This is a genomic window from Rhizobium sp. 32-5/1, assembly GCF_029537235.1.
Taxonomy (GTDB): Bacteria; Pseudomonadota; Alphaproteobacteria; order Rhizobiales; family Rhizobiaceae; genus Pararhizobium.
The window spans coordinates 3,263,967-3,288,169 of the sequence record NZ_CP120638.1; the positions used below are offsets into that span (position 1 = coordinate 3,263,967).

23 protein-coding genes, 1 tRNA gene and 4 pseudogenes are annotated in these 24,203 nt (G+C 59.1%); 16 read left to right on the plus strand and 12 right to left on the minus strand.

Annotation, left to right across the window (positions count from 1 at the left end):
• The first annotated feature begins 64 nt into the window (after window positions 1-64).
• From P6U16_RS16355 to P6U16_RS16365, 3 genes are all read left to right on the plus strand, one after another.
• A complete protein-coding gene (locus tag P6U16_RS16355; protein ID WP_277701413.1) occupies window positions 65-1,243 on the plus strand; it encodes a phosphoserine transaminase in 1,179 nt (392 codons plus the stop codon).
• Between the two features lie 73 nt (window positions 1,244-1,316).
• On the plus strand, window positions 1,317-2,912 hold the full coding sequence (gene serA, locus P6U16_RS16360) for a phosphoglycerate dehydrogenase (protein ID WP_277701414.1): 1,596 nt from the start codon (window positions 1,317-1,319) through the stop codon (window positions 2,910-2,912).
• Window positions 2,913-3,024: 112 nt separating this feature from the next.
• Entirely contained in the window at window positions 3,025-3,489 is a 465-nt protein-coding gene (locus tag P6U16_RS16365) for an MgtC/SapB family protein (RefSeq protein WP_277701415.1), read from the plus strand.
• 59 nt (window positions 3,490-3,548) lie between these two features.
• Here the strand turns inward: P6U16_RS16365 and P6U16_RS16370 are convergent, their stop codons facing one another.
• Window positions 3,549-4,439: a DMT family transporter gene (locus tag P6U16_RS16370; RefSeq protein WP_277703875.1), complete on the minus strand. Its 891-nt coding sequence runs from the start codon at window positions 4,437-4,439 to the stop codon at window positions 3,549-3,551.
• A gap of 218 nt (window positions 4,440-4,657) precedes the next feature.
• Between P6U16_RS16370 and P6U16_RS16375 the strand changes: the two genes are divergently transcribed.
• Window positions 4,658-5,956 (plus strand): adenylosuccinate synthase, encoded by a 1,299-nt coding sequence (locus P6U16_RS16375; RefSeq protein WP_277701416.1) that lies wholly within the window; start codon window positions 4,658-4,660, stop codon window positions 5,954-5,956.
• Window positions 5,957-6,024: 68 nt separating this feature from the next.
• A pseudogene (locus P6U16_RS16380) lies at window positions 6,025-8,402 on the plus strand (hypothetical protein).
• A 79-nt stretch (window positions 8,403-8,481) separates the two neighbouring features.
• Here the strand turns inward: P6U16_RS16380 and rpoH are convergent.
• Both rpoH and P6U16_RS16390 read right to left on the minus strand, forming a co-directional pair.
• Window positions 8,482-9,387 carry an RNA polymerase sigma factor RpoH gene (gene rpoH, locus P6U16_RS16385; RefSeq protein ID WP_277701417.1) on the minus strand — a complete coding sequence of 302 codons (906 nt, stop codon included), beginning with the start codon at window positions 9,385-9,387 and terminating at the stop codon, window positions 8,482-8,484.
• Between the two features lie 263 nt (window positions 9,388-9,650).
• Window positions 9,651-10,679 carry an RluA family pseudouridine synthase gene (locus P6U16_RS16390; protein WP_277703876.1) on the minus strand — a complete coding sequence of 343 codons (1,029 nt, stop codon included), beginning with the start codon at window positions 10,677-10,679 and terminating at the stop codon, window positions 9,651-9,653.
• A gap of 31 nt (window positions 10,680-10,710) precedes the next feature.
• Here P6U16_RS16390 and P6U16_RS16395 point away from each other — a divergent pair, with 31 nt between their 5' ends.
• Complete coding sequence (locus P6U16_RS16395) at window positions 10,711-11,091, plus strand: hypothetical protein (protein ID WP_277701418.1); 381 nt, start codon at window positions 10,711-10,713, stop codon at window positions 11,089-11,091.
• Between the two features lie 12 nt (window positions 11,092-11,103).
• Window positions 11,104-11,931: an RNA methyltransferase gene (locus P6U16_RS16400; RefSeq protein WP_277701419.1), complete on the plus strand. Its 828-nt coding sequence runs from the start codon at window positions 11,104-11,106 to the stop codon at window positions 11,929-11,931.
• A 15-nt stretch (window positions 11,932-11,946) separates the two neighbouring features.
• On the opposite strand, the gene P6U16_RS16405 is transcribed toward P6U16_RS16400, so the two are convergent.
• The 3 genes from P6U16_RS16405 to P6U16_RS16415 form a co-directional block, all read right to left on the minus strand.
• Complete coding sequence (locus P6U16_RS16405; RefSeq protein ID WP_277701420.1) at window positions 11,947-12,123, minus strand: hypothetical protein; 177 nt, start codon at window positions 12,121-12,123, stop codon at window positions 11,947-11,949.
• Window positions 12,124-12,155: 32 nt separating this feature from the next.
• Window positions 12,156-13,103, minus strand: coding sequence for a hypothetical protein (locus P6U16_RS16410; protein ID WP_277701421.1), 948 nt, complete (start codon window positions 13,101-13,103; stop codon window positions 12,156-12,158).
• A gap of 204 nt (window positions 13,104-13,307) precedes the next feature.
• Window positions 13,308-13,898, minus strand: a complete 591-nt coding sequence (locus P6U16_RS16415) for an EipA family protein (protein ID WP_277701422.1) — start codon at window positions 13,896-13,898, stop codon at window positions 13,308-13,310.
• A 291-nt stretch (window positions 13,899-14,189) separates the two neighbouring features.
• Here P6U16_RS16415 and P6U16_RS16420 point away from each other — a divergent pair, with 291 nt between their 5' ends.
• Complete coding sequence (locus tag P6U16_RS16420) at window positions 14,190-14,837, plus strand: histidine phosphotransferase family protein (protein ID WP_277701423.1); 648 nt, start codon at window positions 14,190-14,192, stop codon at window positions 14,835-14,837.
• A gap of 113 nt (window positions 14,838-14,950) precedes the next feature.
• Complete coding sequence (locus P6U16_RS16425) at window positions 14,951-15,313, plus strand: response regulator (RefSeq protein ID WP_277701424.1); 363 nt, start codon at window positions 14,951-14,953, stop codon at window positions 15,311-15,313.
• Window positions 15,314-15,537: 224 nt separating this feature from the next.
• On the opposite strand, the gene ctrA is transcribed toward P6U16_RS16425, so the two are convergent.
• Window positions 15,538-16,236, minus strand: coding sequence for a cell cycle two-component system response regulator CtrA (gene ctrA / locus P6U16_RS16430; RefSeq protein WP_060639445.1), 699 nt, complete (start codon window positions 16,234-16,236; stop codon window positions 15,538-15,540).
• A 442-nt stretch (window positions 16,237-16,678) separates the two neighbouring features.
• Here ctrA and P6U16_RS16435 point away from each other — a divergent pair, with 442 nt between their 5' ends.
• Entirely contained in the window at window positions 16,679-17,029 is a 351-nt protein-coding gene (locus P6U16_RS16435; protein ID WP_277701425.1) for a flagellar export protein FliJ, read from the plus strand.
• 149 nt (window positions 17,030-17,178) lie between these two features.
• On the opposite strand, the gene P6U16_RS16440 is transcribed toward P6U16_RS16435, so the two are convergent.
• Window positions 17,179-17,460, minus strand: coding sequence for a GNAT family N-acetyltransferase (locus P6U16_RS16440; RefSeq protein WP_277701426.1), 282 nt, complete (start codon window positions 17,458-17,460; stop codon window positions 17,179-17,181).
• 85 nt (window positions 17,461-17,545) lie between these two features.
• Between P6U16_RS16440 and P6U16_RS16445 the strand changes: the two are divergent.
• Window positions 17,546-17,901: pseudogene (locus tag P6U16_RS16445) on the plus strand (paraquat-inducible protein A); the annotation flags it as partial.
• Between the two features lie 148 nt (window positions 17,902-18,049).
• Here P6U16_RS16445 and P6U16_RS16450 read toward each other — a convergent pair.
• Window positions 18,050-18,324, minus strand: a pseudogene (locus P6U16_RS16450) (DUF1153 domain-containing protein).
• 161 nt (window positions 18,325-18,485) lie between these two features.
• On the opposite strand from P6U16_RS16450, the gene P6U16_RS16455 reads away from it, so the two are divergent.
• The 4 genes from P6U16_RS16455 to P6U16_RS16470 all read left to right on the plus strand — a co-directional run bounded on the left by P6U16_RS16455 (window position 18,486) and on the right by P6U16_RS16470 (window position 21,192).
• Window positions 18,486-18,845, plus strand: a complete 360-nt coding sequence (locus P6U16_RS16455) for a hypothetical protein (protein ID WP_277701427.1) — start codon at window positions 18,486-18,488, stop codon at window positions 18,843-18,845.
• A gap of 6 nt (window positions 18,846-18,851) precedes the next feature.
• Window positions 18,852-19,571, plus strand: coding sequence for a LuxR family transcriptional regulator (locus tag P6U16_RS16460; RefSeq protein ID WP_277701428.1), 720 nt, complete (start codon window positions 18,852-18,854; stop codon window positions 19,569-19,571).
• A gap of 181 nt (window positions 19,572-19,752) precedes the next feature.
• A complete protein-coding gene (mnmA, locus tag P6U16_RS16465; RefSeq protein ID WP_277701429.1) occupies window positions 19,753-20,949 on the plus strand; it encodes a tRNA 2-thiouridine(34) synthase MnmA in 1,197 nt (398 codons plus the stop codon).
• A 166-nt stretch (window positions 20,950-21,115) separates the two neighbouring features.
• A tRNA-Met gene (locus tag P6U16_RS16470) sits at window positions 21,116-21,192 on the plus strand.
• A 275-nt stretch (window positions 21,193-21,467) separates the two neighbouring features.
• Here the strand turns inward: P6U16_RS16470 and P6U16_RS16475 are convergent.
• On the minus strand, window positions 21,468-21,620 hold the full coding sequence (locus tag P6U16_RS16475) for a hypothetical protein (protein ID WP_277704025.1): 153 nt from the start codon (window positions 21,618-21,620) through the stop codon (window positions 21,468-21,470).
• Window positions 21,621-21,709: 89 nt separating this feature from the next.
• Window positions 21,710-22,822 carry a saccharopine dehydrogenase NADP-binding domain-containing protein gene (locus P6U16_RS16480; protein ID WP_277701430.1) on the minus strand — a complete coding sequence of 371 codons (1,113 nt, stop codon included), beginning with the start codon at window positions 22,820-22,822 and terminating at the stop codon, window positions 21,710-21,712.
• On the opposite strand from P6U16_RS16480, the pseudogene P6U16_RS16485 reads away from it, so the two are divergent.
• Window positions 22,750-23,346: pseudogene (locus P6U16_RS16485) on the plus strand (TetR/AcrR family transcriptional regulator). The gene P6U16_RS16480 and the pseudogene P6U16_RS16485 overlap by 73 nt on opposite strands.
• A gap of 213 nt (window positions 23,347-23,559) precedes the next feature.
• Here the strand turns inward: P6U16_RS16485 and P6U16_RS16490 are convergent.
• Window positions 23,560-24,198: a cysteine hydrolase gene (locus P6U16_RS16490; RefSeq protein ID WP_277701431.1), complete on the minus strand. Its 639-nt coding sequence runs from the start codon at window positions 24,196-24,198 to the stop codon at window positions 23,560-23,562.
• Between the last annotated feature and the right edge of the window lie 5 nt (window positions 24,199-24,203).

Here is a 24,203-nt window from a genome sequence, read left to right on the forward strand (position 1 = left end):
CATATTCACGGCGGCAGGCCACCTCTCCCTAACGAGAGGCTTTCTATCTGGAAGGATAGCTTTGATGACGAACCCTGCGACACCGGACCTGCGTCCGAAAAACACCCATTTTTCTTCTGGTCCCTGCTCGAAGCGTCCCGGTTGGTCGCTCGAAGCGCTCTCCGATGCCGCCCTCGGGCGCTCGCATCGCGCCAAGATCGGCAAGAGCAAGCTCAAGCAGGCCATCGATCTCACCCGTGAAGTTCTTGATGTGCCTGCGGATTACCGCATCGGCATCGTGCCTGCGTCCGACACCGGCGCCGTCGAAATGGCGCTCTGGTCGCTACTCGGCCCGCGTGGCGTCGACATGGTCGCCTGGGAAAGCTTCGGCTCCGGCTGGGTCTCGGATGTCGTCAAGGAACTCAAGCTCCCGGATGTCAGAAAGTTCGTCGCCGATTACGGCAAGCTGGTCGATTTCTCGAAGGTCGATTTCGATCGCGACGTCGTCTTCACCTGGAACGGCACCACCTCTGGCGTGCGCGTCCCGAATGCCGATTTCATTCCTGCTGACCGCAAGGGCCTGACGATCTGCGATGCGACGTCCGCCGCTTTTGCCCAGGATCTCGATTTCGCCAAGCTCGATGTCGTAACCTTCTCCTGGCAGAAGGTTCTCGGCGGCGAGGGCGCGCATGGCATCCTCATCCTCAGCCCACGTGCCGTCGAGCGTCTAGAGAGCTATGAGCCTTCCTGGCCGCTGCCGAAGATCTTCCGCATGACCAAGGGCGGCAAGATCATCGAAGGCATCTTCCAGGGCGAGACGATCAACACGCCGTCGATGCTCTGCGTCGAGGACTATATCGATGCGCTCCTGTGGGCAAAATCGCTCGGCGGCCTGAAGGCGCTGATCGCGCGGGCCGATGCCAATGCACAGGCCATCGAGGATTTCGTCGCCAAGACCGACTGGATCGCCAATCTGGCGGTTGATCCGGCGACGCAGTCCAACACCTCCGTCTGCCTGAAGATCGTCGATCCGCAAGTTGCTGCCCTTGATGCAGCAGGCCAAGATGCCTTTGCCAAGGGCATGGTGGCGCTGCTGGAAAAGCAGGGTGTCGCCCATGATATCGGCGCCTATCGCGATGCTCCCTCGGGTTTCCGTATTTGGGCTGGCGCGACGATCGAAACAACGGACCTTAAGGCGCTGATGCCGTGGTTCGACTGGGCGTTCGCGACGCAGAAGGCAACGCTTTCCCAGGCTGCGGCCTGACGCTTTCGACCGCGCCGACAGGGCGCGGTTACACCATCCCTTTCATTTTTGACGAAACTCATGGAGGCCTCTCATGGCACCTCGCGTACTCGTATCCGACGAACTTTCCGAAACCGCCGTCCAGATATTCCGGGATCGCGGCGTCGACGTCGATTTTCAGCCGAAGCTTGGCAAGGACAAGGACAAGCTTGCCGAGATCATCGGCAACTATGACGGTCTTGCCATCCGTTCCGCCACCAAGGCGACGGAAAAGCTGATCGCTGCTGCGACCAATCTCAAGGTCATCGGCCGCGCCGGCATCGGCGTCGACAATGTCGATATTCCGGCCGCCTCGCGCCGCGGTATCATCGTCATGAACACGCCGTTCGGCAATTCGATCACCACGGCCGAACATGCCATCGCGCTGATCTTTGCGGTTGCCCGGCAGTTGCCGCAGGCCGATGCCTCGACGCAGGCCGGCAAGTGGGAAAAGTCCAAGTTCATGGGCGTCGAGATCACCGGCAAGACGCTCGGCGTCATCGGTGCCGGCAATATCGGCGGCATCGTCTGCGCCCGGGCCATCGGCTTGAAGATGCACGTCATTGCTTACGACCCCTTCCTGTCGAAGGAGCGCGCCGAGGAAATGGGCGTCGTCAAGGTCGAGCTCGACGAACTGCTGGCCCAGGCGGATTTCATCACCCTGCACGTGCCGATGACCGACAAGACGCGCGGTATCCTGAGCCGCGAAGCCCTGGCGAAGACCAAGCCGGGCGTGCGCATCATCAACTGTGCCCGCGGCGGTCTGGTCGACGAGCAGGCGCTGGCCGATGCCATCAAGTCCGGCCATGTCGCCGGTGCAGGCTTTGACGTTTTCGAAGTCGAGCCTGCCACAGAAAGCCCGCTGTTCGGCCTTCCGAACGTCGTCTGCACGCCGCATCTGGGTGCGTCCACGACCGAAGCGCAGGAGAATGTGGCCCTCCAGGTTGCCGAGCAGATGTCGGATTATCTGATCAAGGGTGCTGTCTCCAACGCCATCAACATGCCGTCGATCACGGCCGAGGAAGCGCCGCTTCTCAAGCCCTTCATCAAGCTTGCGGATGTGCTCGGGGCCTTTGTCGGCCAGGTCACGGAAAGCGCGATCAAGGAAATCGAAATCCTTTACGACGGTGCGACGGCGAGCATGAACACGCGGGCGCTGACCAGTGCGGCCCTTGCCGGTCTGATCCGCGCGCAGGTAGCCGACGTCAACATGGTTTCGGCACCTGTGATGATCAAGGAAAAGGGCATCATCCTGTCCGAGGTCAAGCGCGACAAGTCGGGCGTCTTCGACGGCTACATCAAGCTCACGGTGACGACGGACAACCAGACGCGCTCTATCGCCGGCACGGTGTTCTCGGATGGCAAGCCGCGCTTCATCCAGATCAAGGACATCAACCTCGATGCCGATGTCGGCAATCACATGGTCTACATCACCAATACCGACGTTCCCGGCATGATCGGCTTCATCGGCACGACCCTGGGGGATGCAGGCGTCAACATCGCCAACTTCCAGCTTGGCCGCAACACGGCGGGTTCGGATGCGATTGCGCTTCTGTATGTCGATGGTGCTGTTTCGGAAGCCGTGCTCGACAAGCTGCGCGCCAACCCGGCCATCCGGGCCGCCAAGCTGCTGGTCTTCAACGTCGACTGATAGCATCCCAAGCGATCGAAAGGGCACGCCTGGTCAACCGCCGGGCGTGCCCTTTTAGTTTGAGCGTGATTTGCTTTGCGGGAACCAATCCTGGTCCTCGGCGTTTCTGGCCATGGACCAGATCATCGCCGAAATCTTCCCGAATACCCAACTGCCATACCCGATCATTTTTGCCCGCTTCTGCGGTGCCATCTTTTTCGGGGGATTGATCGGGATCGAACGGGAAGTGCGCGACAGGCCGGCGGGTCTCAGGACCCATATTCTCGTCAGTCTCGCGGCCGCGGTTTTTGCGATCATCTCGATAGAGAGCATTCACATGCCCGGTTTGTCAGAGGAGCAGGTGCGTATTGATCCGCTGCGCGTTGTCGAAGCGGTGACGGCCGGCGTCGCGTTTCTGGCCGCCGGAACGATCTTCCTGTCCAAGGGCGAGGTTCATGGGCTGACCACAGGTGCAGGCCTCTGGCTTGCCGGCGCGATCGGGCTGGCATTGGGCTTCGGCCATTGGCTGATTGCCGCCTTTGCGCTGGTAGCAGGGCTGACGGTGCTTTTGCCGTCGGCCGTTTTGAGATCCGGATGAAGTGGAAGAGCGAGCAAGACGCTGCGACGAAACTCACCGAAAAATCCGAATAACGATTCTCAAGCCGGATCCTTGGGGCGCCCCCGTTCGGCAACGGCGATGCCGCCAAGTACAAGCCCCATCGCGATGATGTGAAATGTCTGCAGGGCCTCGCCGATCAGGAGGATCGAAAGCACCATGCCGAAGATCGGTATGGTGTTGATGAACAGGCCGGCCCGGTTCGGCCCGATCAATTCCACACCTCGGACGTAGAGGATCTGCGATACCAGCGAGGGCAAGAGACCGGCATAGGCGACGATCACCCAGCCGGTCATATCAGGCCAGATCATGCGATCTGTTGCGATTTCCCAGCCGACCAGCGGAATGCTGCTCAAGAGGGCTCCGAAGGCGGAGATGGCAATCAGGCTCTTCCAGTGAATCTCCGGCTTGAAGCGCAGCGCCACCGTATAGGCGGCATAGACGAGCACGGCCGCCATCATTAGCGCGTCGCCCTGGTTGAGGTCTAGGGTCAGGAGGGTGGTCAGGTCGCCGTGCGAAGCCGTCAGGGCGACCCCGAACAGCGTCAGCGTAAAACCGGCGATCTGGGCTGGGGAAACCTTTGTCCGGAACAAAAGGAAGTTGACGACGAAGATAACCATTGGAATGCCGGCCTGCTCGATTACGCAGTTGATGGCGCTGGTAAACTGCAGCGCGGAATAGAGAAATGCGTTGAAGCCGGTGAAGCCGACAAGGCCGTAACCCAGAAGCAGGGCCCAGTTTTTTCGGATGACAGGCCAGTCGCGGCGCACCTGTGGGGCTGCGAAGGCCAGAAGCACCGAGCAGGCGATAACCCACCGCATACCAGTCAGCATCATCGGACTGACATGGCCGACGGCGAGCTTGCCGGCAACCGAATTGCCGCCCCAGATGAGGGTCGTGATGCAAAGAATAATATAGGCCTGGACATTCACGGGGGCGTATTTCCGAAGGTTGATTGGCTTGCCTTCGATCAGGAAGCGCACGGGATGCACCGTGATATAGGCCAAACCGGTCAAATGTCATGCAAAAAGCCTGATGTGCGGGCACAACAGGGTCGCTTTCCAAAAACAAAACAGTATAGATGCGCGGGTTTGAAGGCTGCGCACGGACGGGCGCCCGAAAACGCGAAACAGAAAACAGGAAATCTGAAATGACGAATGTGGTGGTGGTTGGTTCGCAGTGGGGTGATGAAGGCAAGGGCAAGATTGTCGATTGGCTCTCCGAGCGTGCCGATATCGTCGTGCGCTTCCAGGGTGGCCACAATGCCGGCCATACCCTTGTGATCGACGGCATAAGCTACAAGCTGTCGCTGCTGCCTTCGGGCGTCGTGCGCCCCGGCAAGCTGGCGGTCATCGGGAACGGTGTCGTCATCGATCCGCATGCGTTGCTTGCCGAAATCGAGAAGCTGGCCAAGCAGGGCGTGACGATCACGCCGGAGAACCTGCGTGTTGCCGACAATGCCACGCTTATCCTGTCCCTCCACCGCGAGTTGGACGGTATCCGTGAAGATGCGGCCTCCAACAGCGGCACCAAGATCGGCACAACCCGTCGCGGCATCGGCCCGGCCTACGAGGACAAGGTTGGCCGTCGTGCCATCCGCGTCATGGATCTCGCCGATCTCAGCACGCTGCCAGCCAAGGTCGATCGTCTGCTGACGCATCACAACGCTCTGCGTCGCGGCCTCGGCGAAGCCGAAGTCAGCCACGAAGCCATCATGCAGGAATTGTCCTCGATCGCCGATCGCGTTCTGCCCTTCATGGATACCGTCTGGCTTCTGCTCGATCGCCAGCGCCGCAAGGGTGCGCGTATCCTGTTCGAGGGTGCGCAGGGCACCCTGCTCGATATCGACCACGGCACCTATCCTTTCGTCACCTCATCCAACACGGTCGCGGGCCAGGCGGCCGCGGGCTCTGGCATGGGTCCAGGCGCGCTCGGCTACATCCTCGGCATCACCAAGGCCTACACGACCCGCGTCGGCGAAGGTCCGTTCCCAACCGAGCTTTTCGACGAAGTCGGCCAGTTCCTCGGCGAGAAGGGCCATGAATTCGGCACCGTTACGGGCCGCAAGCGGCGTTGCGGTTGGTTTGATGCCGCGCTCGTGCGCCAGTCGGTTGCCACCAATGGCATCACCGGCATCGCGCTGACCAAGCTTGATGTTCTCGACGGGCTGGATGAGTTGAAAATCTGCGTCGGCTATACGCTGGATGGAGAAGAGATCGATCATCTGCCGGCAAGCCAGGCGCAGCAGGCTTTGGCTAAACCGGTCTACATCACGCTTGAGGGCTGGAAAGAATCCACTGTCGGTGCGCGCAAATGGGCTGATCTGCCGGCGCAGGCGATCAAATATGTCCGCCAGGTCGAGGAACTCATCGGTGCGCCGGTCGCTCTGCTGTCGACCAGCCCGGAGCGGGACGACACGATACTTGTGACGGACCCCTTTGAGGACTAGTCTTCATTGATAAGACACATATATGAGTTTGACGTGAAAGAGCGTCGAATTAGTTTGAGAAAGTTCTGATGGCGGATTTTGTAGCAGTTATTCGAAGGACCGTTGACGGCCTGTCGGACAATGTTCCCGAGATGCGGGCCAAGGTCTATGACAAGGCCCGGGGCGCTGTTCGCCGTCAGCTGGAAAGCATGAAGCCGCAACCATCGGAAGAGATGATCAACCGGCAGATGGCCAAGCTCGAATTGGCCATTGCCGAGGTGGAAAGCGATCACGCCGAAGCCTTGCCGCCTGTCGAAGAGCAGCCGGTCTTTGCGGAGGAGCCTGCCCGAGAAGAGCCGGTTGCCGTTGAAGAACCACACGTCGTCACGCAGCCGGAAGCGGTTGACGAACCTTCCGATGTCGAGCCTTCTGTGGAAGCACAGATCGATACGCCGCCGCCAGCCGGGGCCGTTCAGGAAGACACGCCGGTAGAGCCTGAGGTTGCCGCGGAAAGCGAACCCGAGACTTGGCCCTCTGATCCCGCTGCCGCGGAAGTCATCTCCGCCACCGAGTCGGCGAGTGCCGAGGAGCATGTAGCCAGCCTGCATTCCGATCCAATCTGGGAAGCGGCGGAGCCTCCAGTTGAGCCTGAGGCCGATACGAGTGCGGAATCTTCCGTCGAAAATCAGCAAGCTGTCGAGGTCGTATCGTCAGAAGCTGAGTATGTCGAAAGCGATCATGCGCAAATGCACGAGCGGGAACAGGCAGAGCCCGAGGCTGCCGAAGCCGATCGACACCATGACGATGTGCCAGCTGAAGCGCCCGCCGAGGTGCATACGGCGATTGAAGTAGAACCCGAGCCTGCGCCTGCGACGGTCGCCTCCGAATGGGAGCTGCCGGAATGGAACGACCCGGCGCCGGCATCCGCCGAAGCAGAGGTGGCATGGTCCGACCGCGAGCAGACGGTCGAACATGCGGAAGAGGCAGTCGAGCTTGCTGTCGAACGGGTTGGGGAGCTTGCGCGCGAAACGGACGGTAATGCGCCGACGACGATCGAGCCGACCCATTCATGGGCCTGGGAAGATGGCGATCCATTTGCACAGAGCACAGCTCCGGAAAGCCAAGCGACCACGGAACCCGCAGTCTCCGACTGGTCCTGGCCTGTGGAGAAGACTACCGCTGCCGACGTCGTTGACGATCGCACCTTAACAGGCGAGCGTCAAACTAGCTCGTGGGACGACATCGACGCGTTGTTGAACGGCGCCGGTAGTGCTTCCGTGGCTGCAGCAACAGCCGATCTCGCGCCAGAACGCGTGGCTGACCCACAACCTGTCGATGGAGCGCCGCTCCAATCACGACCAGTGTCCTATCGTGTCGAGCCGAAGCGCTCTGCCCTTAACGTGAAGACAATCGGCCTCTCCGCCGTTTTGCTGCTGTTGTTGGGCGGCGGAGGATTCGCCTATTGGCAGAATCAGGACAGAATCAACGATTGGGTTGTAGGCATGATCGCTACGGCGACCGCGCCGGCGCCCGCTGAGCAAACCGTCGATGCGTCCGGTTCCGGGACGGCCGAAACCACGCCGGCGGCGGATACGGCAACGCCAGTCGGCCAAGAGGTTGCGGCCCTTAACGCCGCAACGCCCACGAAGTTCACGCAGCGCTTGCAGGCCGATGGTAGCGAGGTCGATGAAGGCCCGGCGGTCACTGCAGCGGGAGAAAGCTCCCAGCAGGAAGGCAAGTCGGTTGCGGCCCAGACCGAAGCCGGGAAGCCTACCGATACTGCTGTCTCGGCGCAGGTGACACCTGAGACGACGCCAACGACCACAACAACCGAGGCGCAGCCGGCACAGGATACGACTCCTGCCGCCACCGATAACGCACAGTCGCAGGCCGTGCCGGCCGGAGCGCAGAAGATGTTTCTCTATGAGGAGCGGCTCGGGCAGTCGGCTCCCACGGCGATCGAGGGCAATGTTGCCTGGTCGGTGAAGGAAGAATCGCCGGGTGGCGATGCAAAGCCTGAACCGGTGATCGAGGCGCAGATCAACGTGCCGGAGCGGGCCTGACGGCGCTTGTTACCATCAAGCGCAATGCCGACGCGTCGCTTCCGGCAAGCCATGTGATCGAATTTGTCTTCTCGCTGCCCGATACATTCGACGGCGGCAGCATTGACAGCGTTCAGCGTGTTGCGATGAAGCGCAACGAGCAGGATCGCGGGGATGCGCTGATTGCCGTGCCGGCAAAGATCACCGAAGATTTTCATATGATCGCGCTCAACGATTTTCCGGAAGCGGTGACCACCAATACCGAGCTGCTGCGCAGCCGCAGCTGGATCGACATTCCGCTGACCTATCGCAATGGCCGCCGAGCCCTGCTGACGCTTGAAAAGGGACCTACCGGGACCGAGGCCTTCAACAAGGCGCTGCAGGCATGGAGCTTGACTGCGACGGCAAGCCCAGCGGCGCAATAAGGACCGGTTCATTCGTCCAATAAAAAACAGGCCCGGCTGAGATATCAGCCGGGCCTGTTTGATTCTGAAATGCGTACGCTTATGCGTCTTCGACGACCCGCAGCGAATTCTGGCGATCAAGCGCCGCCTTGCGGACTGCGTCCTGAACCTTTTCGAAGGCACGAACCTCGATCTGGCGGACGCGCTCGCGGCTGATGTCGAATTCGGTCGACAGTTCTTCAAGCGTGACCGGGTCTTCCGTCAGGCGCCGAGCTTCGAAGATGCGGCGTTCACGGTCGTTCAGGACTTTCATGGCGCTCGACAGCAGGGCACGGCGGCTTTCCAGTTCGTCCTGCTCGATCAGGATGGTCTCCTGGCTGTCATGGTCATCGACAAGCCAATCCTGCCATTGCCCGGATTCGCCTTCGCTGGCGCGGATCGGCGCGTTCAGCGATGCGTCGCCCGACAGGCGCTGGTTCATCGAGATCACTTCGGCCTCGGACACTTTCAGCGTCGTTGCGATCTGCGTCACATGCTCGGGCTTCAGGTCACCCTCGTCGAGGGCCTGAATCTTGCCCTTGAGGCGACGCAGGTTGAAGAACAGCCGCTTCTGGTTGGCGGTCGTGCCCATCTTCACCAGCGACCAGGAGCGCAGGATGTATTCCTGAATGGACGCCTTGATCCACCACATCGCATAGGTCGCCAGGCGGAAGCCGCGTTCGGCATCGAATTTCTTGACGGCCTGCATCAGGCCGACATTGCCCTCCGACACGACTTCGCCGATCGGCAGGCCGTAGCCGCGATAGCCCATGGCAATCTTGGCTACAAGACGAAGATGGCTGGTCACGAGCCTGTGGGCTGCTTTCCGGTCGTCATGCTCCTGATAGCGCTTGGCGAGCATGTACTCTTCCTGCGGCTCGAGCATGGGAAACTTGCGGATTTCGTCCAGGTAACGATTAAGACCGCCTTCTCCGGCGGTAATTGACGGCAATGTACTGCGGGCCATGATGCACCTCTTTCGCGTTCCGGTCTCCAGATGGCTGACCGGGCATGTGGGTCTATCCGACCCCACGATCTACTAAATAAGTACGGCGAAAGCATGATTCAAGCATTCCGGTTTCACGGATTGGTGAACCGGGAGAACGGGATGCCAGACTGTGGTTGCTTCCCGTAAATTGTGTTTCAAAGCCGGGAAAGCAAGCCTTGAGCCGCTAAAAAACGCTGTTCAAGGGCCTGCGTTCATCAGAATCGTCGATAAAAATTATTGGATCATGCCGGTGTCTTCAGGGCCTTGACCAGAGCGCGCATGTCGTCCGGCATCGGGCTTTCGAAATGCATGGTCTTGCCCGTCGCCGGGTGTTCGAACTGAAGCAGGAAGGCATGCAGCGCCTGTCGCGGAAACCGGTCGACAACGGTCTTGGCGGCATCGGGCAAAAGGTTGGATTTGGTGCGGAACGCCGCGCCATAGTCGGGATCGCCGATCAAGGGATGGCCGACATAGGCCATGTGCACGCGGATCTGATGGGTGCGGCCAGTTTCAAGCCGGCACTCGACCATGGAGGCGAGCGCGGTGGAATCCGGTTTTTCGAGAAAGCGGTCGATCACGGTGTAGTGCGTGATGGCTTCGCGGGCATCATCGGTGTCTACCTTCTTGACGGCACGCTTGATGCGGTCTCCGGCGCGGCCAAGCGGCGCATCGATGGTTCCCTTCAATGTCTTCGGCCGGCCCCAGACGATCGCCTGGTAGGCGCGCTCCAGCGGGCCGGTGCGGCCGTGGTCGGCGAACTGTTCGGAAAGATGGCGATGGGCATTGTCGTTCTTGGCGACGACCATGACGCCGCTGGTGTCCTTGTCGAGTCGGTGGACGATACCGGGGCGCTTGACGCCGCCGATGCCCGACAGGCTGTCGCCGCAATGATGGATCAGCGCGTTGACCAGCGTGCCGGTCCAGTTGCCGGCACCCGGATGCACCACAAGGCCGGGCGGCTTGACCAGCACGATGACGTCCGCGTCCTCGTAGACGACGTCGAGCGGAATGTCTTCGCCCTTGGGTTCCGGGTCTTCCGGTTCGGGCAGCCCGATCTCGAAGACGTCGCCGGGCTGCACCTTGCGTTTCGGCTCGGTGACCGCCTTGCCATTGACGAAGACCACGCCCTGCTCGATCAGCGCCTTGATGCGATTGCGCGAAAACTCGCCGTCCAGTGCGTCCGTGAGATACGCATCCATGCGGCCGCTGGCATCTTCAGCGGCCGTCAGGACTTTCCTAATCGCCGGGGCTTGTTTAAAGGGGTCGTTCATCATTCTTCGATCTCACAGGTAAAGGCCAGCCATGTCGCACCAGGAAAAAGACGGACAGGAAGAAAAGCCGCTCGATCCGGCGATGGAAAACGTCCGCCGCAAGATGATCAAGCTGCAAGTCGTCTCGGTCGGCGTCATGCTGGTGATGCTTATGGCTGTGCTGGGCGCGATTGTCTACAAGGTGACCCGCCCGAGTGGCACGCCAGCGGCACAGACAGCGTCGCTGAGCGTGCCGAGCGATGCCCCGGTTGCGGCTGTCGCCGCGTTGCCTACGGGCTTTGTGGTGTCTGATGTGGCGCTGTCCGGCGGGCAGATCCTGTTTTATGGCAGCCTTTCCGGTGGCGAGCGCAAGGCTCTGGTCTTTGACATCGCCAGCGGTCGCATCGTTGCCGACATTCTCGTCAAAAACTGAACCGGTGCGGAGGTGAACGCCGACCGAGTACGTATCGCCGATCCCGCCGATCCGCGGGTGGCGGGCTTCGTCTCCATCAAGGAGCGGGATCTCATCGGCCGACAGGGCCTGTTTATCGCAGAGGGCACGGTGGTGCTGCGCATGCTGGCCGCGGCCCATGCAAGGCGCCGTGGCATCACGGCGGAGGCGATCCTGATCCTTGAAAACCGGCTGGATGGGCTTTCAGAGATTCTGACCGCCTTTCCGGGCGATGTGCCGGTTTATGTCGCCACGGCGGCAGTCTTCGATGCCATTGCCGGCTTCAACATGCACCGTGGCGTGCTGGCGCTGGGCAGCCGATCGGGTGTGGCCAGCCGGGATGTCTTGCTCGATGGTCTTCCCGCCCACAGCCTCGTGCTTGCCGCCTGCGGTATCTCAAATCACGACAATCTCGGGTCGATATTCCGCAATGCCGCTGCCTTCGGTGTCGATGCGGTGCTGATGGACGAGACGAGTTGCTATCCGATGTACCGCAAGGCGATCCGCGTGTCGGTCGGATCGGTGCTGAGCGTGCCTTTCGCCCGCGAGGGTTCGATTGCGGCCCTCATCGAGCGGCTGCAGGCGGAGGGTTTTGCGATCTGGGGGCTATCGCCGCGCGGGGAAACCGACCTGCACGACATTCCGCCATCACCGCGCACGGCGCTTCTTGTCGGAACGGAAGGGGAGGGGCTGCCTGCGGCGATCCTGTCGTCGATCCGCACTGCCCGTATCCGCCAGCGTCCGGGCCTTGACAGCCTCAACGTCGCCACGGCAACGGGCATCGCGCTGCATCAGGTGGCGATGGTCAACACTTTCATCTGACAAGGGCGCGCTGCTTTACGCGTCGTTGGGCGGCAACATTTCGTGCGCGCGCTTGGCAAGGCTCTTTCGATTTCCGGTATTCTGGGAGTTTGCGGCAGACGCAAGAAGTGCGTGGATCGACGAGGCACTGCCTTCCTTGGCAGCCGTAACCGCGATCATGGTCGCGGCAATGCCGGCGATTTCCTCGCGCAAAGCGTCGTCATGCGCCGCGGTTTTCGAATTGCTCAGCCGTTCGGAAAGCGCTGTCGCGCGGTTGCGGGCCTCATCGGAAAGCAGCGGAATATCAATTGTCGAAGGGGCAATTCAGCAACCGCCACTGGCTCGGGCGTTTTCTTTTCCTTGCGCGGCAGCGGCGTCACGCCGGCCGAGCGCAGGGCACGCGACGCATCCCGTAGCTCAAGCCCGGCTTCCTTGTTCTTTGCCCGCAGGCGCTCGATTTCGGCCATGCGCCGTTCGATGATGTTGTCCTTGTCTGCATTGGCCGAAACCTCCTTGGACAGCGTTGTTTCAAGCTGGCGAATGCGGACTTCCTCGCGGCCGAGACGCACCTCCATTTCACGCGCACGCGCACCTTCGACCTTCAGTTCTGCGCGCAGTCCTTCGCGTTCGTCACGAAGGCCCGCAATCCGGCTTTTCAGGTTTTCCACCTCAGTATCGCGGGCAGCAAGATCGATGCGCATGCTGTCGACATCTGCGGATATACGGTCCAGTTGCCGAACCAGTGTGCGGATTTCGTTGCTCTTGCTCGCATTGTCCGTTTCAACGGAGGAAAGCGTCGTATTCAGCCGCTCCAGCCGCTGCTCGAACTGGCGGATGGTGGATCGTAGGTCTGCCGCCTCGACGTTCATGTCGGCAATCTGGGTGTGCAGTTCCGCATTTTCGCCGGATAGCCGTTGGGCTTCCTTGAGCACTGTGCCATTGGTGACCATCAGCGCCACCGTCTTGTCTCGCTCGCGCTTCAGAGCCTGGCTGGTGCGCGCGTTTTCAGCGGCATACCCAGCACGCGCGGCATCTTTCTGAGCGCGGACTTCCTGCGGCGAAAGCGGCATGGTGGCCTTCAGCCGGTCCTCGGCGAAGCGAACGATGCGCCTGTGAACGGCAGGGGCAAGCATCAGGCCGATAATGGCAGCCGTCAGAAAACCCAAGACAAACAGCAGGGCAAATTCGATCACGGGCCAGAACCACTCAAGATAAGTTTACAGCGATTTTTCAGGTGCTGCGGCCTCAGACATCTATTTCACACGGCCAAAACTCGCCCATGTGCATTAGATGTTCTCGTCCCGCTTTTCTCTATCTATGCTCTAAGCATGCCGTTCTTATAACTTCAAGTATTCGATGGTTTGAACGGCAATTTGATACATGGCCGGAGCCCTAGATCAGAAGGGGTTCCAGGTCGGTCTATCGGTGAGCTTGAGGTAGCCGACATTGATCCCCAGTCTGGCGCCGAGGCCGGTACGAATGGGAACGAGCACGACATTGTCATCGGTCAATACGGTCATGCCGACACCGGCGACCACATAGGCCGAGCCGGAGACGCCGCCGTAGCGTTTGTAGAGGGCAGGGATGCTTGGCAGGTTGTAAACCAGCATCATCGTACGGCTGCCTTGCCCACCCCAGTCCAGGCCGAGAGATGGGCCTTGCCAGAAAACATTATGCTGGCCGGCATTTTTCGTATTGAGCTCGCCCTCCCCATAGGTCAGGCCGGCCACGAAGGCGCCGGAGCCTTCCTGCCCCAGGATGTAACCGTTCGGGAGTCCATAATTCTGGAAAGCGCGCTCCACGACCTTGGCAAGTCCGCCGGATGTGGATCCGAAAAAACCGTGCCCGGCATCGACGATTTCCTGTGCCGTATACTGCGTGCCGCCTGACTGTTGTGCCAGTGCTGGCATAAGCGAAGCTGCGACGGCAACCGTCGCAACGCACAGTCTCAGGAACAGGGACCTTGCGGCATTGATGATCGACTGCATTTTTCCTCCGTCAAAGCCTGCCTTCGTGGACGCTGAAGGGGTGCGGCTTGCTGGTCAATGAACCCGTTACCAACGCAAGCGCCGTTTTACCATGGATCATGTTCCATCGCCGCAATTTGAACCGATGATCTTAACAATCGGTTTACCAAATGTGGTGTCTTTATGACCTTCGTCTTCGCGGATATGTCCGCGCAATCTTCACCGCATATTATGCGGGTCGGTTGAATGTAAACGGCCAGCCAATTGCCGGAATGACACCGGAAGCCGAACGAAGGCCATTGAGGATATTCTATGGGAAAGAACCCGAACCTGACGCTGACCGGCCCCGATCTGGCAGCACTTCTTTGCAGCCGCGTCTGCCATGACATCATTTCTCCGGTGGGTGCGATCAACAACGGTCTCGAACTTCTGGACGAAGGCGGCGCCGATGCGGATGCCATGGACCTCATCCGGACCAGTGCGCTGAATGCATCGGTTCGCCTGAAGTTCGCCCGTCTGGCTTTCGGTGCATCTGGTTCGGTCGGTGCATCGATCGATACCGGCGAAGCCGAAAAGGCCGCCAAGGATTTTGCTGCCGCTGAAAAGAAGACAGAAGTCATCTGGACCGGCCCACGTGTCATCATTGCGAAGAATCGCGTTAAGCTGCTGCTCAACCTGTTTCTCATCGCCTATGGTGCCATCCCGCGCGGTGGCTCGATCGATGTTATCCTGGAAAATCCGGAATATGATGCTGTTTTCAAGCTGATCGCGAAAGGCCGGATGATGCGGGTTCCGCCACGGCTGGTCGAACTGCTGTCCGGTACGCTGGAAGAAGCTGTCGATGCACATACGATCCAGCCTTACTACACGGTGTTGCTTGCTGAAGAAGCCGGCATGGAAATCGAAGTGTCATCGACCAGCGAGGAAATCCTCTTCACGGTTCGCATGGCTGCGGCATAGGCGAAAAAATCGTGTTTTAGCAAACGCGGTAACAGAATCTTTGCCAAAGGCCGATACGGTTGTTTCCGAGGAAGTTGCTCCCGTTTAGGTATGCGGGTGTATAGGAGCTGAACATGCAGCGCTTGATGATTGCCGATGATTCCGATGTGGTCCGCAAGGTTGGAAAGAGAATTCTTTCCGGCATGGGGTTCCTCGTGTCGGAGGCTTCCAACGGACTGGAGGCGCTCTCGAACTGCCAGGCGGAACTGCCCAACATAATGATCGTCGATGCGGGTCTGGATGGTGCGCTCGAACTGATCGCCAACATCCGTCTCATGGAAAAGGGCAAGACCGTGCGTATCTATTACTGCGTCGTCGAGGCTGATCTCAAAAAGATGATGGCCGGAAAGCGCGCCGGCGCTGACGACTTCCTGCTTAAGCCCTTCGACCGCAAGATCCTCACGAACGTCTTTGCGAGCCTGTCGATCGCCGCCTGACGAAAATCCATAGCAGACGTCAGACAAGCCGCAGTTTGCCTGCGGCTTTTTGCTGTCTGCTGTGTCGATAATATTTGTCTCCAGAGGGCCCTTTTGAAACCCTCCGGACATAAAAAAAGTCCGACCTGTGAAGGACGGACTTTTCAAAACGGGTCATGAACAGACACGACGCCTCCGCATATGCGGGATGCGGGACATCATCGTCCACCGCTGAATGCGGTCGTTCAGGCGCTTTCGGCGAATTCGCCTTCTGGCTCGCGCAGCACATAGCCGCGGCCCCAGACAGTCTCGATATAATTTGCACCACCGGCGGCATTTGCGAGCTTCTTGCGCAGCTTGCAGATGAACACGTCGATGATCTTGAGTTCCGGCTCGTCCATGCCACCGTAGAGGTGGTTCAGGAACATTTCCTTGGTGAGTGTCGTACCCTTGCGGAGCGAAAGCAGCTCCAGCATCTGGTATTCCTTGCCCGTCAGGTGAACGCGCTGGCCGCCGACTTCGACAGTCTTTGCATCTAGGTTGACGATCAGTTCGCCCGTCGAGATGACCGACTGTGCATGACCCTTGGAACGGCGCACGATCGCATGGATACGGGCAACCAGTTCATCCTTGTGGAAAGGCTTGGTCATGTAGTCGTCGGCGCCGAAGCCCAGGCCCCGAACCTTGTCCTCGATGCCGGCCATGCCGGACAGGATGAGGATCGGTGTCTTCACCTTGGACAGACGCAGCGTCCGCAGAACCTCGTAGCCGGACATGTCGGGCAGGTTGAGGTCGAGCAGGATGATGTCGTAGTCGTAGAGCTTGCCGAGATCGACACCCTCTTCACCGAGATCGGTGGTGTAAACGTTAAAACTTTCCGACTTGAGCATCAGTTCGATGCTCTGCGCTGTCGCGCTGTCGTCTTCAATGAGTAGAACCCGCATAATTTATCCCCTTTTCCGCCGCCGAAAGGTCGTTTTGGCCCCCTTACGCGATACGGATCCAGACGTTGCCTGATTTGGAGGCTGCCAGCAAATGGTTAACAAATTCTGATTCACTCTGGCAAGGTGTATCGGAAATGTTAAATATTTTTTGCAGTCCTCTGATTTTGCACGTGAATCTAGAATGGCCTTCCTCATCCGAAACATGAAGAAAACCAGCTATCTGACTCATCTGACTCAATCTATGCCGCCTGTAAAATTTAATGGGCGTCATTTACTGACCCTTAAATGATCGTCCCTATGATTAACGATGCCCGTAAACGAAAGGTTACCAGCGGTAGGTATTTGTTAAGATCGCTGAAAATTTTTTCGTTTCCGACACTGTCTGGTCGGTTTGTCGGGCCAAATCCAGTAACCGGGATCTCGCATCACGGGAGTATTGCGTATGAAGTCACGTGAGAGCCTAGTTCGCCTGAAGGAATTTCAGGTGAAGGAGAAACGGCGTCAGTTGAGCCAGCTTCAGCTGATGATGTCCGAATTTGAGCGGATGACCAAGGAATTGGAAAACCAGATCACGTTCGAAGAGAAGAAGTCCGGAATCGCGGACCCTTCGCATTTCGCCTACCCGACCTTTGCCAAGGCTGCTCGTCAAAGGGCTGACAACCTGCAGGTCTCCATCCGCGAGCTGAAAGTTCAGCAGGATGCAGCCGAGTTGTCACTTGAGGAAGTCCAGGCGGAATTTGCCAAGGCTGCTGCCATCGAGGAGCGTGACAACGCTGTTCGCATGCGGGCCTGACGACCGACCGTGACCGGTTGCGCATCTATCAGCGCAGCACGGCGCCTCGACTGTCCATGTCTTAAACATTGGACGGACAAAAAGGCCCTTCTCAAGGACTCATCCGAGTCCCTGAGAAGGGCCTTCTGTTTTTCCACCATTCGTTTGCGTCAGCCTTGGATTACATCCTGCCATTCGGGATGACGCTGTGATTGTGCGCGCATGAAGGGACACAACGGAATGATTTTCCAGCCGCCTTTGCGGGCCTCGTCCACGGCGTGTTGCGCCAGCGCCTGACCGACACCCTTGCCGCGCAATTCATCGGGAACCCCGGTATGGTCGATGATGATCAGTTGCGCAGATGCCCTGGAATAGGTCATTTCACCCGTGTGGCCACCAAGGGTCGCGCTGTAGCGGCCATGCGATCCTGATTCCTCGTTTTTGACATCCATATTGTTTGTCTCCGTGCCCGGTTTTCGGTTATTGCTTGACTATGTACGGTCACGGCTTCGGATAAAAGAGGATGGGCGCCGCTTCATGGCCTGGATTTTTCCGCTGCTGGTGGTTCTGTGCCCATTTCTTCTTGCTCTCGGTATCGTCCTGCCGCTGGTTCGGTTTGAAAGTTTCTATTTTTTCTCTCAAACCCCATCCCTCCTCGGGATTCTGTCGACGCTTTGGGGCGAGGGCGACTATCTCTTGTGTCTGCTGGTCGGACTGTTCTCCGTCGTCTTCCCATTGTCAAAGATGATGGCGACGGCGATTTTGCTCTATGGCATCGAACCCAGCGCGCGGGGAAGCGCGGGATCGAACGGCTTCTGCCGCTTTTGTCCAAATGGTCGATGATGGATGTTATGCTGGTGGCGCTGTTGATTTTTGCCGCAAAGACCAGCGGCGTCGCCTCGGCCTTCACCCAGCCCGGGCTTTGGTTCTATGCCGCCTCGAGCATTGCATCGGGTGTGATGCAAAGCATCGGGGGCTGCGAATATCTCCGCAGCCGCCCGAATAGAGTCAAAGATGTTCAGAACTTTACTGATGCGCTTGTCAGTGCCGGTATTGCTGAATGCGCGTTGTGCGCAGACCGGCCAGACCATGGTCTGAAATCGAGGACTGCCAGGAAAGGAATTCTTCGACGGTCAGGGTATAACGGTCGCAGGCTTCTTCAAGGCTGAGCAATCCGCCGCGAACGGCGGCAACCACTTCAGCCTTTCTTCGGATCACCCATCGCCGTGTATTGGCGGGCGGCAGATCGGCAATCGTCAGGGGCTGCCATCGGGTCCGATGACATATTTCACGCGGGGTCGTATCATTTCGGTCATCGGACTCTCTACACATACGCAAGACCATATTCACGCAACATACTCCGCCACATTTAACATTTGCCTAAACTGCCGGTAACAATTTGCTCATAATTTGAGGGACTTCGCGGGAAGGGGGCAACTGCCTGTGCGCCGTTGGCACAAGGATGCCGCTCGCTGCCATGTCTGAGCAAAAAACAGGCACCCCTCGCTTCTGCTTAAAGGATGCGCGGGGTGAAACCGTTCAATTTTTGGCTGTTTTCACCCGGTTCCGATGGCGCATGGGAGCCATGCAAATATATCTGTTCAATTTGCATAAAATTGTTGCTATATCAGGCACAGAAATTGAGCACGAACATCATTTGATGTTCCCGGAATGCTCTTTGTCGCATCACATTATTTTCAGACCACGGCATGTTGCTTCAATGGCAACGAAACAGGCGCTTCACGGCGCTTTTTTATGTTTGGTTCGATGTTGTGCCACAGAAAAATTCCGGAGCCTGGAATTTTTGCGCCGGCGCTATGGTCCGGCTGATTGGTGATCAATAATGAAAGACCCCGAAAAACTGGCCTTGCGTGGCGAGGCCTATGCTGATTTGCTGTTCAGCATGCCCTCCACTGTCGTCCAGACGGAATATGAAGTATTGCATCTGATGCGCCAGTGCGCTGCGCGGTTCGGCTTCAGCCACTTCATGATTGCCCGCATGCCTTTTGGTGAGCAGCAACGCTTCTCCGAGCGGCTGATGCTGAGTAGTTGGCCGGCAGACCTGGTTCGGCAGTATGATGCCTCAGGACTGTTTCATTCTTCGGCCCTGGTGGAGCGGCTTCGGCAAACCAAGCTCCCGGTTTTCGCCGATGCGACGCTGTTGCTGGGCGACAATGTCGCCATGGCTCAGCCTGGCATGAGCCAGATTTTCGCGGTGACCCTGCATACGACCTATGGCGAACCGTTCATTGCCACGTTTTTCGGTACGCGCGGTGAGCCGGACAGAGCAGAGACTGCTGAACTCTGTTTTGTGCTTCTGCAATTGTTCGAGACGTTGGAGCGAACGTTCGAAGCGGGGATCTCCATGCGTGATCGCCTCTCGGCCCGCGAGATCGAGTGTCTGCGCTGGGCCGCGGCCGGTAAGAGCAGCGACGAGATCGCCACGATCCTTGGCATATCCGTCTACACCGTCTCCAGCTACTTCAAGACGGCGGCGAAAAAGCTCGATTCTGTCAACCGCATGCAGGCGATTGCCCGGGCCATGCGGCTGAAGCTGATCTGACGCCGTCAAAACTGAGGTTCAGGCCTTGATGTTTGTGGCCTTGCTAGCAGCGTCACGACTTTCTATATAGCACAGATGTCGGCCAGCAGCGGAATGCTGCAAATAAGCGCTTCTGGCTGTTTTGCCGTTTCCCTGAACATGGACATGGTCATCGACAGGCCAGAAGACCGGATTGGATGCCGTGAACAGTCTCGATTTTGATCGCAAGCCCGAAGACACCCGTGTTGTCGTCGCCATGTCTGGTGGCGTCGACAGTTCCGTGGTTGCCGGTATCCTCAAGCGCCAGGGCTATGACGTTCTCGGCATTACCCTGCAGCTTTATGACCACGGCGCTGCCGTCCATCGCGCCGGCTCGTGCTGCGCGGGGCAGGATATCGACGATGCCCGCCGCGTCTGCGAAGTGCTCGGCATTCCGCATTATGTCCTCGACTACGAGCAGCGGTTCCGTGAAACGGTGATTAATCCTTTCGCGGAAAGCTACGTCGCCGGCGAAACGCCTATTCCCTGCGTTGCCTGCAATCAGACGGTCAAATTTGCCGATCTTCTGGCGACCGCGCGCGATCTCGGCGCCGATGCGCTGGCGACCGGTCATTACATCCGGTCAAAATCCAATCCGCAGCAGGGTGCGCCCGGCCGCCGCGCTTTGTTCCGGCCGACCGATGCCGATCGGGACCAGAGCTATTTCCTCTTTGCCACGACCCAGGAGCAGATTGACTATCTGCGCTTCCCGCTGGGAAACCTGACCAAGGCGGAAACCCGCGCATTGGCGGAGGAGATGGGTCTTGTTGTTGCCAAGAAGGCCGACAGCCAGGACATCTGTTTTGTGCCGCAGGGCAAATATGCGGATATCATCAACAAGCTGAAGCCCAATGCGTCGCTGGCAGGTGATATCGTTCATCTCGACGGTCGCGTGCTCGGCAGTCATGACGGCATCCTGCACTATACGATCGGCCAGCGCCGCGGCATCGGCGTCGCCACCGGCGAACCGCTTTATGTCGTGCATCTCGATGCGCGCTCGCGCCGGGTCATCGTTGGCCCTAGAGAAGCGTTGGAAACCCGACGCGTCTACTTGCGCGACATCAACTGGCTTGGCGACGGCGATATCCATGACGTCGCCGCCAACGGGTTTGAGTGTTTTGCCAAGGTCCGCTCGACCCGCCAGCCAGCGCCGGCGATCCTGCGCGCGGATATCCACGGCATTTCCGTCGAACTGCTGGAAGGTGAGGCGGGCGTAGCACCAGGGCAGGCCTGCGCGCTCTATTCGGGCATTGGCGAAGATGCCCGCGTTTATGGCGGTGGCTTCATTCTTCGCTCTGAACGCGCGCCAGAGGCCGAAGCGGCCCTGCAGGGTCTGCTGCAGAGCGTGGCCGCAGCCTGACGAGTGCCCGCACGCTTGACGGCTGAGCCTCTCTGCACCTTGTCCACTGTGCCTTGGAAAACTTTAGATTTTTTGAAACGGCTCGGCTTGACACCGGCATGAACCGCACCTTATAAGCCGCCATCTGATGACGGCGACGCGGCAAAAACGCAGTTTCCGTCCCGGCGGCGGGGTAGCTCAGTTGGTTAGAGCACGGGAATCATAATCCTGGGGTCGGGGGTTCGAGTCCCTCTCCCGCTACCATTTCAATTCGGGTCTTGATTTCAACACAGTCGGATCCTATATAAACTCCATCGGCATTGCTGGTGAGCCTCCCAAAACTTCGCGGATGTTCGCAATGCCTTCGTCGCTTGAGCCTTTTGACCACGGATGTACTGGCACAAGTGATAAAGCGACGGACACGAAGGTCGGTGCGATTTCGCCCCGACCTTTTTTGTTGACCGGTTCTACTCACCTACCGCCGTTCGCTTAATTGCGATCCATTCTGCTGGAACGAATTTTTGCCGGACCCAAGGCGGCTAGCGAAGAGCGCAGCAGAAGCTACGGTCGAGACGGCTGCTGCCGGTGATCGCCTTGGCAACGCTGTCGCGCGATATGTTAAAATGCTTTGCCGCCTGACGCTGGATCATGCCTGCAGAACAAGCCAGTTGCGCCTTCAGATAAAGTTCCACGGTTTAGCTCCCCAGGCCCTCCTGGATTCGGCGCAGAAGGGAAATAGATGACCGGATTTTACTCCGCCCGAAGCGGGATAATCCCGCCGCTATCGCGAACGATTTGCACCGGCGTTTTCGATCTCGATCGACAGATGCGGCTCCAGCGCGCGCAGGAAGCTGGCGGCGTCGAAAATCGCGGCTGGCGGCTTTGCGCCGGTACCGCGGATGTCGCCCGACAGGATGCGCTGGACCGCTTCACCGATGATGGGTGCCGTGACGGCGTAGATGTCCTGACCCTGCGCGATGATCCGGCGACGCACGTCTCCTTGCGTGACGATCACCTCCACCGCGAAGCGCTGTGACGAACGTCCGGTTTCGTCGACCGGCTGGGGCGCAGGGGTGGACGGATCACGCACATCCCGCAGGGCTGTCGTGCTGAGAAAGGCGTGCAGTTCCTTTGTCCGAACGTGACGGGCAATCAGCGGCACTTCTGAGAAGGGAAGCTCGACGAAGGTCTGGCGACCAAACGGGGCAGGTAGAACGGATATTTTTTCAGCGGGTGGCTGATGCACCGGCTCCATCTGCCCACCGCTGACAGCAAGGCGCTTTGCAGTGTTCTTTTCTCCGGTGATGCGCGTGCCTTTTGTTGGAAGCCAGCTGTCGAGTGCGACGTGAATTTCTATGGCGTCGGCGTGATCCCACTTGCCCATGACGGTTGCGACCAGCAGATCGGCCAAGCCACCGTAAAAGCCCATTGCGGGGATGATGACGATGCCTGCGTCGCGCGCCGCAATCTCGTGGTGTTCGAATGTCGCCTGCACGCTCGGCTGCTCGGCCGTCACGTCCAGATAGTGGATGCCCGCCCGCAAGGCGGCGCGGACAACAGCGTCGGCCGTATCCATGAACGGCCCGGCGCAGTTGATGACCGCAGCCGCGCCGGCAAGGGCCCGGTCTAGCGCTCCGTCGTCTTCCACCGCAGCCTCACGGCATTCGATACCCCGCTCGGAAAACCCGCCTCCGCCAGCCGCCCGCTGCTGCGGCCGATCGCGATCGGCTTGATCCCGCGTCGCAACAGCTCGGCGACGACAAAATGGCCAGTATGGCCGCTCGCACCTATGATCGCTACGGGCTGTAGTGTCCCGGTGATATGGCAAAGAACACAGCGACCTCTTCCACCTCTGGTACGAACGAGGTGCGGGACAGAATTCTAGAGACAGCATCGGAGCTCTTTTACCGGCGTGGCGTGCGCGCTGTCGGAGTCGATCTGGTGGTGGAAAAATCCGGTGTTGCCAAAACCAGTCTCCATCGACATTTCGGCACGAAGGACGACTTGATCGCCGCCTTTCTCAAGCGCGAGGATCTGGATTTCTGGAACACCTGGGACCAGGTGAGAGAACAGCATCCGGAGGATGCCGGGGCGGAGCTCGACGCGCATTTCGAGTGGATCGGCGAGAGGGTCGGACGGGACAACTACAGGGGTTGCCCGCAGATCAACACAGCGGCCGAATTTCCAGAAGCGGATCACCCCGCCCGCAAGGTCGCCCAGGCCCATATGCGCGAGATGCGGCGGCGCCTGAAGACCATCGCCGAGGGGCTGGCGGTTGCCGCCCCGGACCGACTCGCCGGTTAACTCGCGGTGCTGATCAACGGCGCCTTTGTGAGCATGCAGCTCTTTGAACCCGGCGAGGCAACCGGCTTGCTCCGCGATGCCGCCCATGCGCTGATTGCTGCAAGCCGCAGTTGATTGGACTCATAGCCGTTAAAAGGAGAACGGTGACTGCGTGGGTCGCCGCTCCCGCAGTCCGGGATTGCCGACGATCCGACAAGGCGCGTGTCGCCAGAGCCGGCGAGGTAGGCGGAGCCTTGCGTGCTGCCATTCAACGCACGGCTACAGCCGCCAGTGAATTGCTTAGTGGATCTACGCGCTCGAATATCTTGGCGGTTCGTTCGGAGGCTTCTATTCAGCTTTTCGAATTGCGTTTATGAAGTCGCCGGTCTCGCAAATCAGCGCATCTCCCATAAATGCTATGTTGGCCAATGAACGCTCCGCAGCCTCAGCATGACCGCCGCCGCAGGCGTCACGGATGACAAGCGGGACGAGACCCAGATCAGCGCCATGACGAACCGTAGGCTCGATGCCGATTTCAGTCGCTACGCCGCATATTGCGAAACTGGTCAATCCCAAATCCCGGAGGATGATGGCCAACGGCGTGCCTTCAAAGGCCGAGAACGTGATCTTGTCTATGACGGCTTCATCGTCGCGGGGCTGAAGTTCTGGGACGATCTCAAAACCCGGGCTTCCTCGAAGAAACCATGGCGTGATTGCCGCAGGATCCCCAGTTTTTTGCCAGGCCATAGCCTGCCTGCGCTGGAAAGCTCCCATCAGTGAAAGGGGCATCGACAAGTGTCGCATGAAGATGACCGGAAAACCCGCCGCCCTTGCCGCTGACAGGACTGACGCCACTTTGGCTGTGATCTCTGCGCCGTGGGTCATCTGCCGCATGATTCCGATCTGCATATCGTAGATGATCAGAGCCATTTGATCAGAACTACAAAAATCGTCTATGGTCTTGCCTGGATGTCGTACGGAGTGCATGGGCG

Coding starts and splice junctions, on each gene's coding strand:
- P6U16_RS16355 (WP_277701413.1), top strand. CDS start 65: ATGACGAACCCTGCGACACCGGACCTGCGTCCGAAAAACACCCATTTT.
- serA (WP_277701414.1), top strand. CDS start 1,317: ATGGCACCTCGCGTACTCGTATCCGACGAACTTTCCGAAACCGCCGTC.
- P6U16_RS16365 (WP_277701415.1), top strand. CDS start 3,025: ATGGACCAGATCATCGCCGAAATCTTCCCGAATACCCAACTGCCATAC.
- P6U16_RS16375 (WP_277701416.1), top strand. CDS start 4,658: ATGACGAATGTGGTGGTGGTTGGTTCGCAGTGGGGTGATGAAGGCAAG.
- rpoH (WP_277701417.1), bottom strand. CDS start 9,387: ATGGCCCGCAGTACATTGCCGTCAATTACCGCCGGAGAAGGCGGTCTT.
- P6U16_RS16390 (WP_277703876.1), bottom strand. CDS start 10,679: ATGAACGACCCCTTTAAACAAGCCCCGGCGATTAGGAAAGTCCTGACG.
- P6U16_RS16395 (WP_277701418.1), top strand. CDS start 10,711: ATGTCGCACCAGGAAAAAGACGGACAGGAAGAAAAGCCGCTCGATCCG.
- P6U16_RS16415 (WP_277701422.1), bottom strand. CDS start 13,898: ATGCAGTCGATCATCAATGCCGCAAGGTCCCTGTTCCTGAGACTGTGC.
- P6U16_RS16420 (WP_277701423.1), top strand. CDS start 14,190: ATGGGAAAGAACCCGAACCTGACGCTGACCGGCCCCGATCTGGCAGCA.
- P6U16_RS16425 (WP_277701424.1), top strand. CDS start 14,951: ATGCAGCGCTTGATGATTGCCGATGATTCCGATGTGGTCCGCAAGGTT.
- ctrA (WP_060639445.1), bottom strand. CDS start 16,236: ATGCGGGTTCTACTCATTGAAGACGACAGCGCGACAGCGCAGAGCATC.
- P6U16_RS16435 (WP_277701425.1), top strand. CDS start 16,679: ATGAAGTCACGTGAGAGCCTAGTTCGCCTGAAGGAATTTCAGGTGAAG.
- P6U16_RS16440 (WP_277701426.1), bottom strand. CDS start 17,460: ATGGATGTCAAAAACGAGGAATCAGGATCGCATGGCCGCTACAGCGCG.
- P6U16_RS16455 (WP_277701427.1), top strand. CDS start 18,486: ATGTCTGAGCAAAAAACAGGCACCCCTCGCTTCTGCTTAAAGGATGCG.
- P6U16_RS16460 (WP_277701428.1), top strand. CDS start 18,852: ATGAAAGACCCCGAAAAACTGGCCTTGCGTGGCGAGGCCTATGCTGAT.
- P6U16_RS16480 (WP_277701430.1), bottom strand. CDS start 22,822: ATGCTGTCTCTAGAATTCTGTCCCGCACCTCGTTCGTACCAGAGGTGG.
- P6U16_RS16490 (WP_277701431.1), bottom strand. CDS start 24,198: ATGCACTCCGTACGACATCCAGGCAAGACCATAGACGATTTTTGTAGT.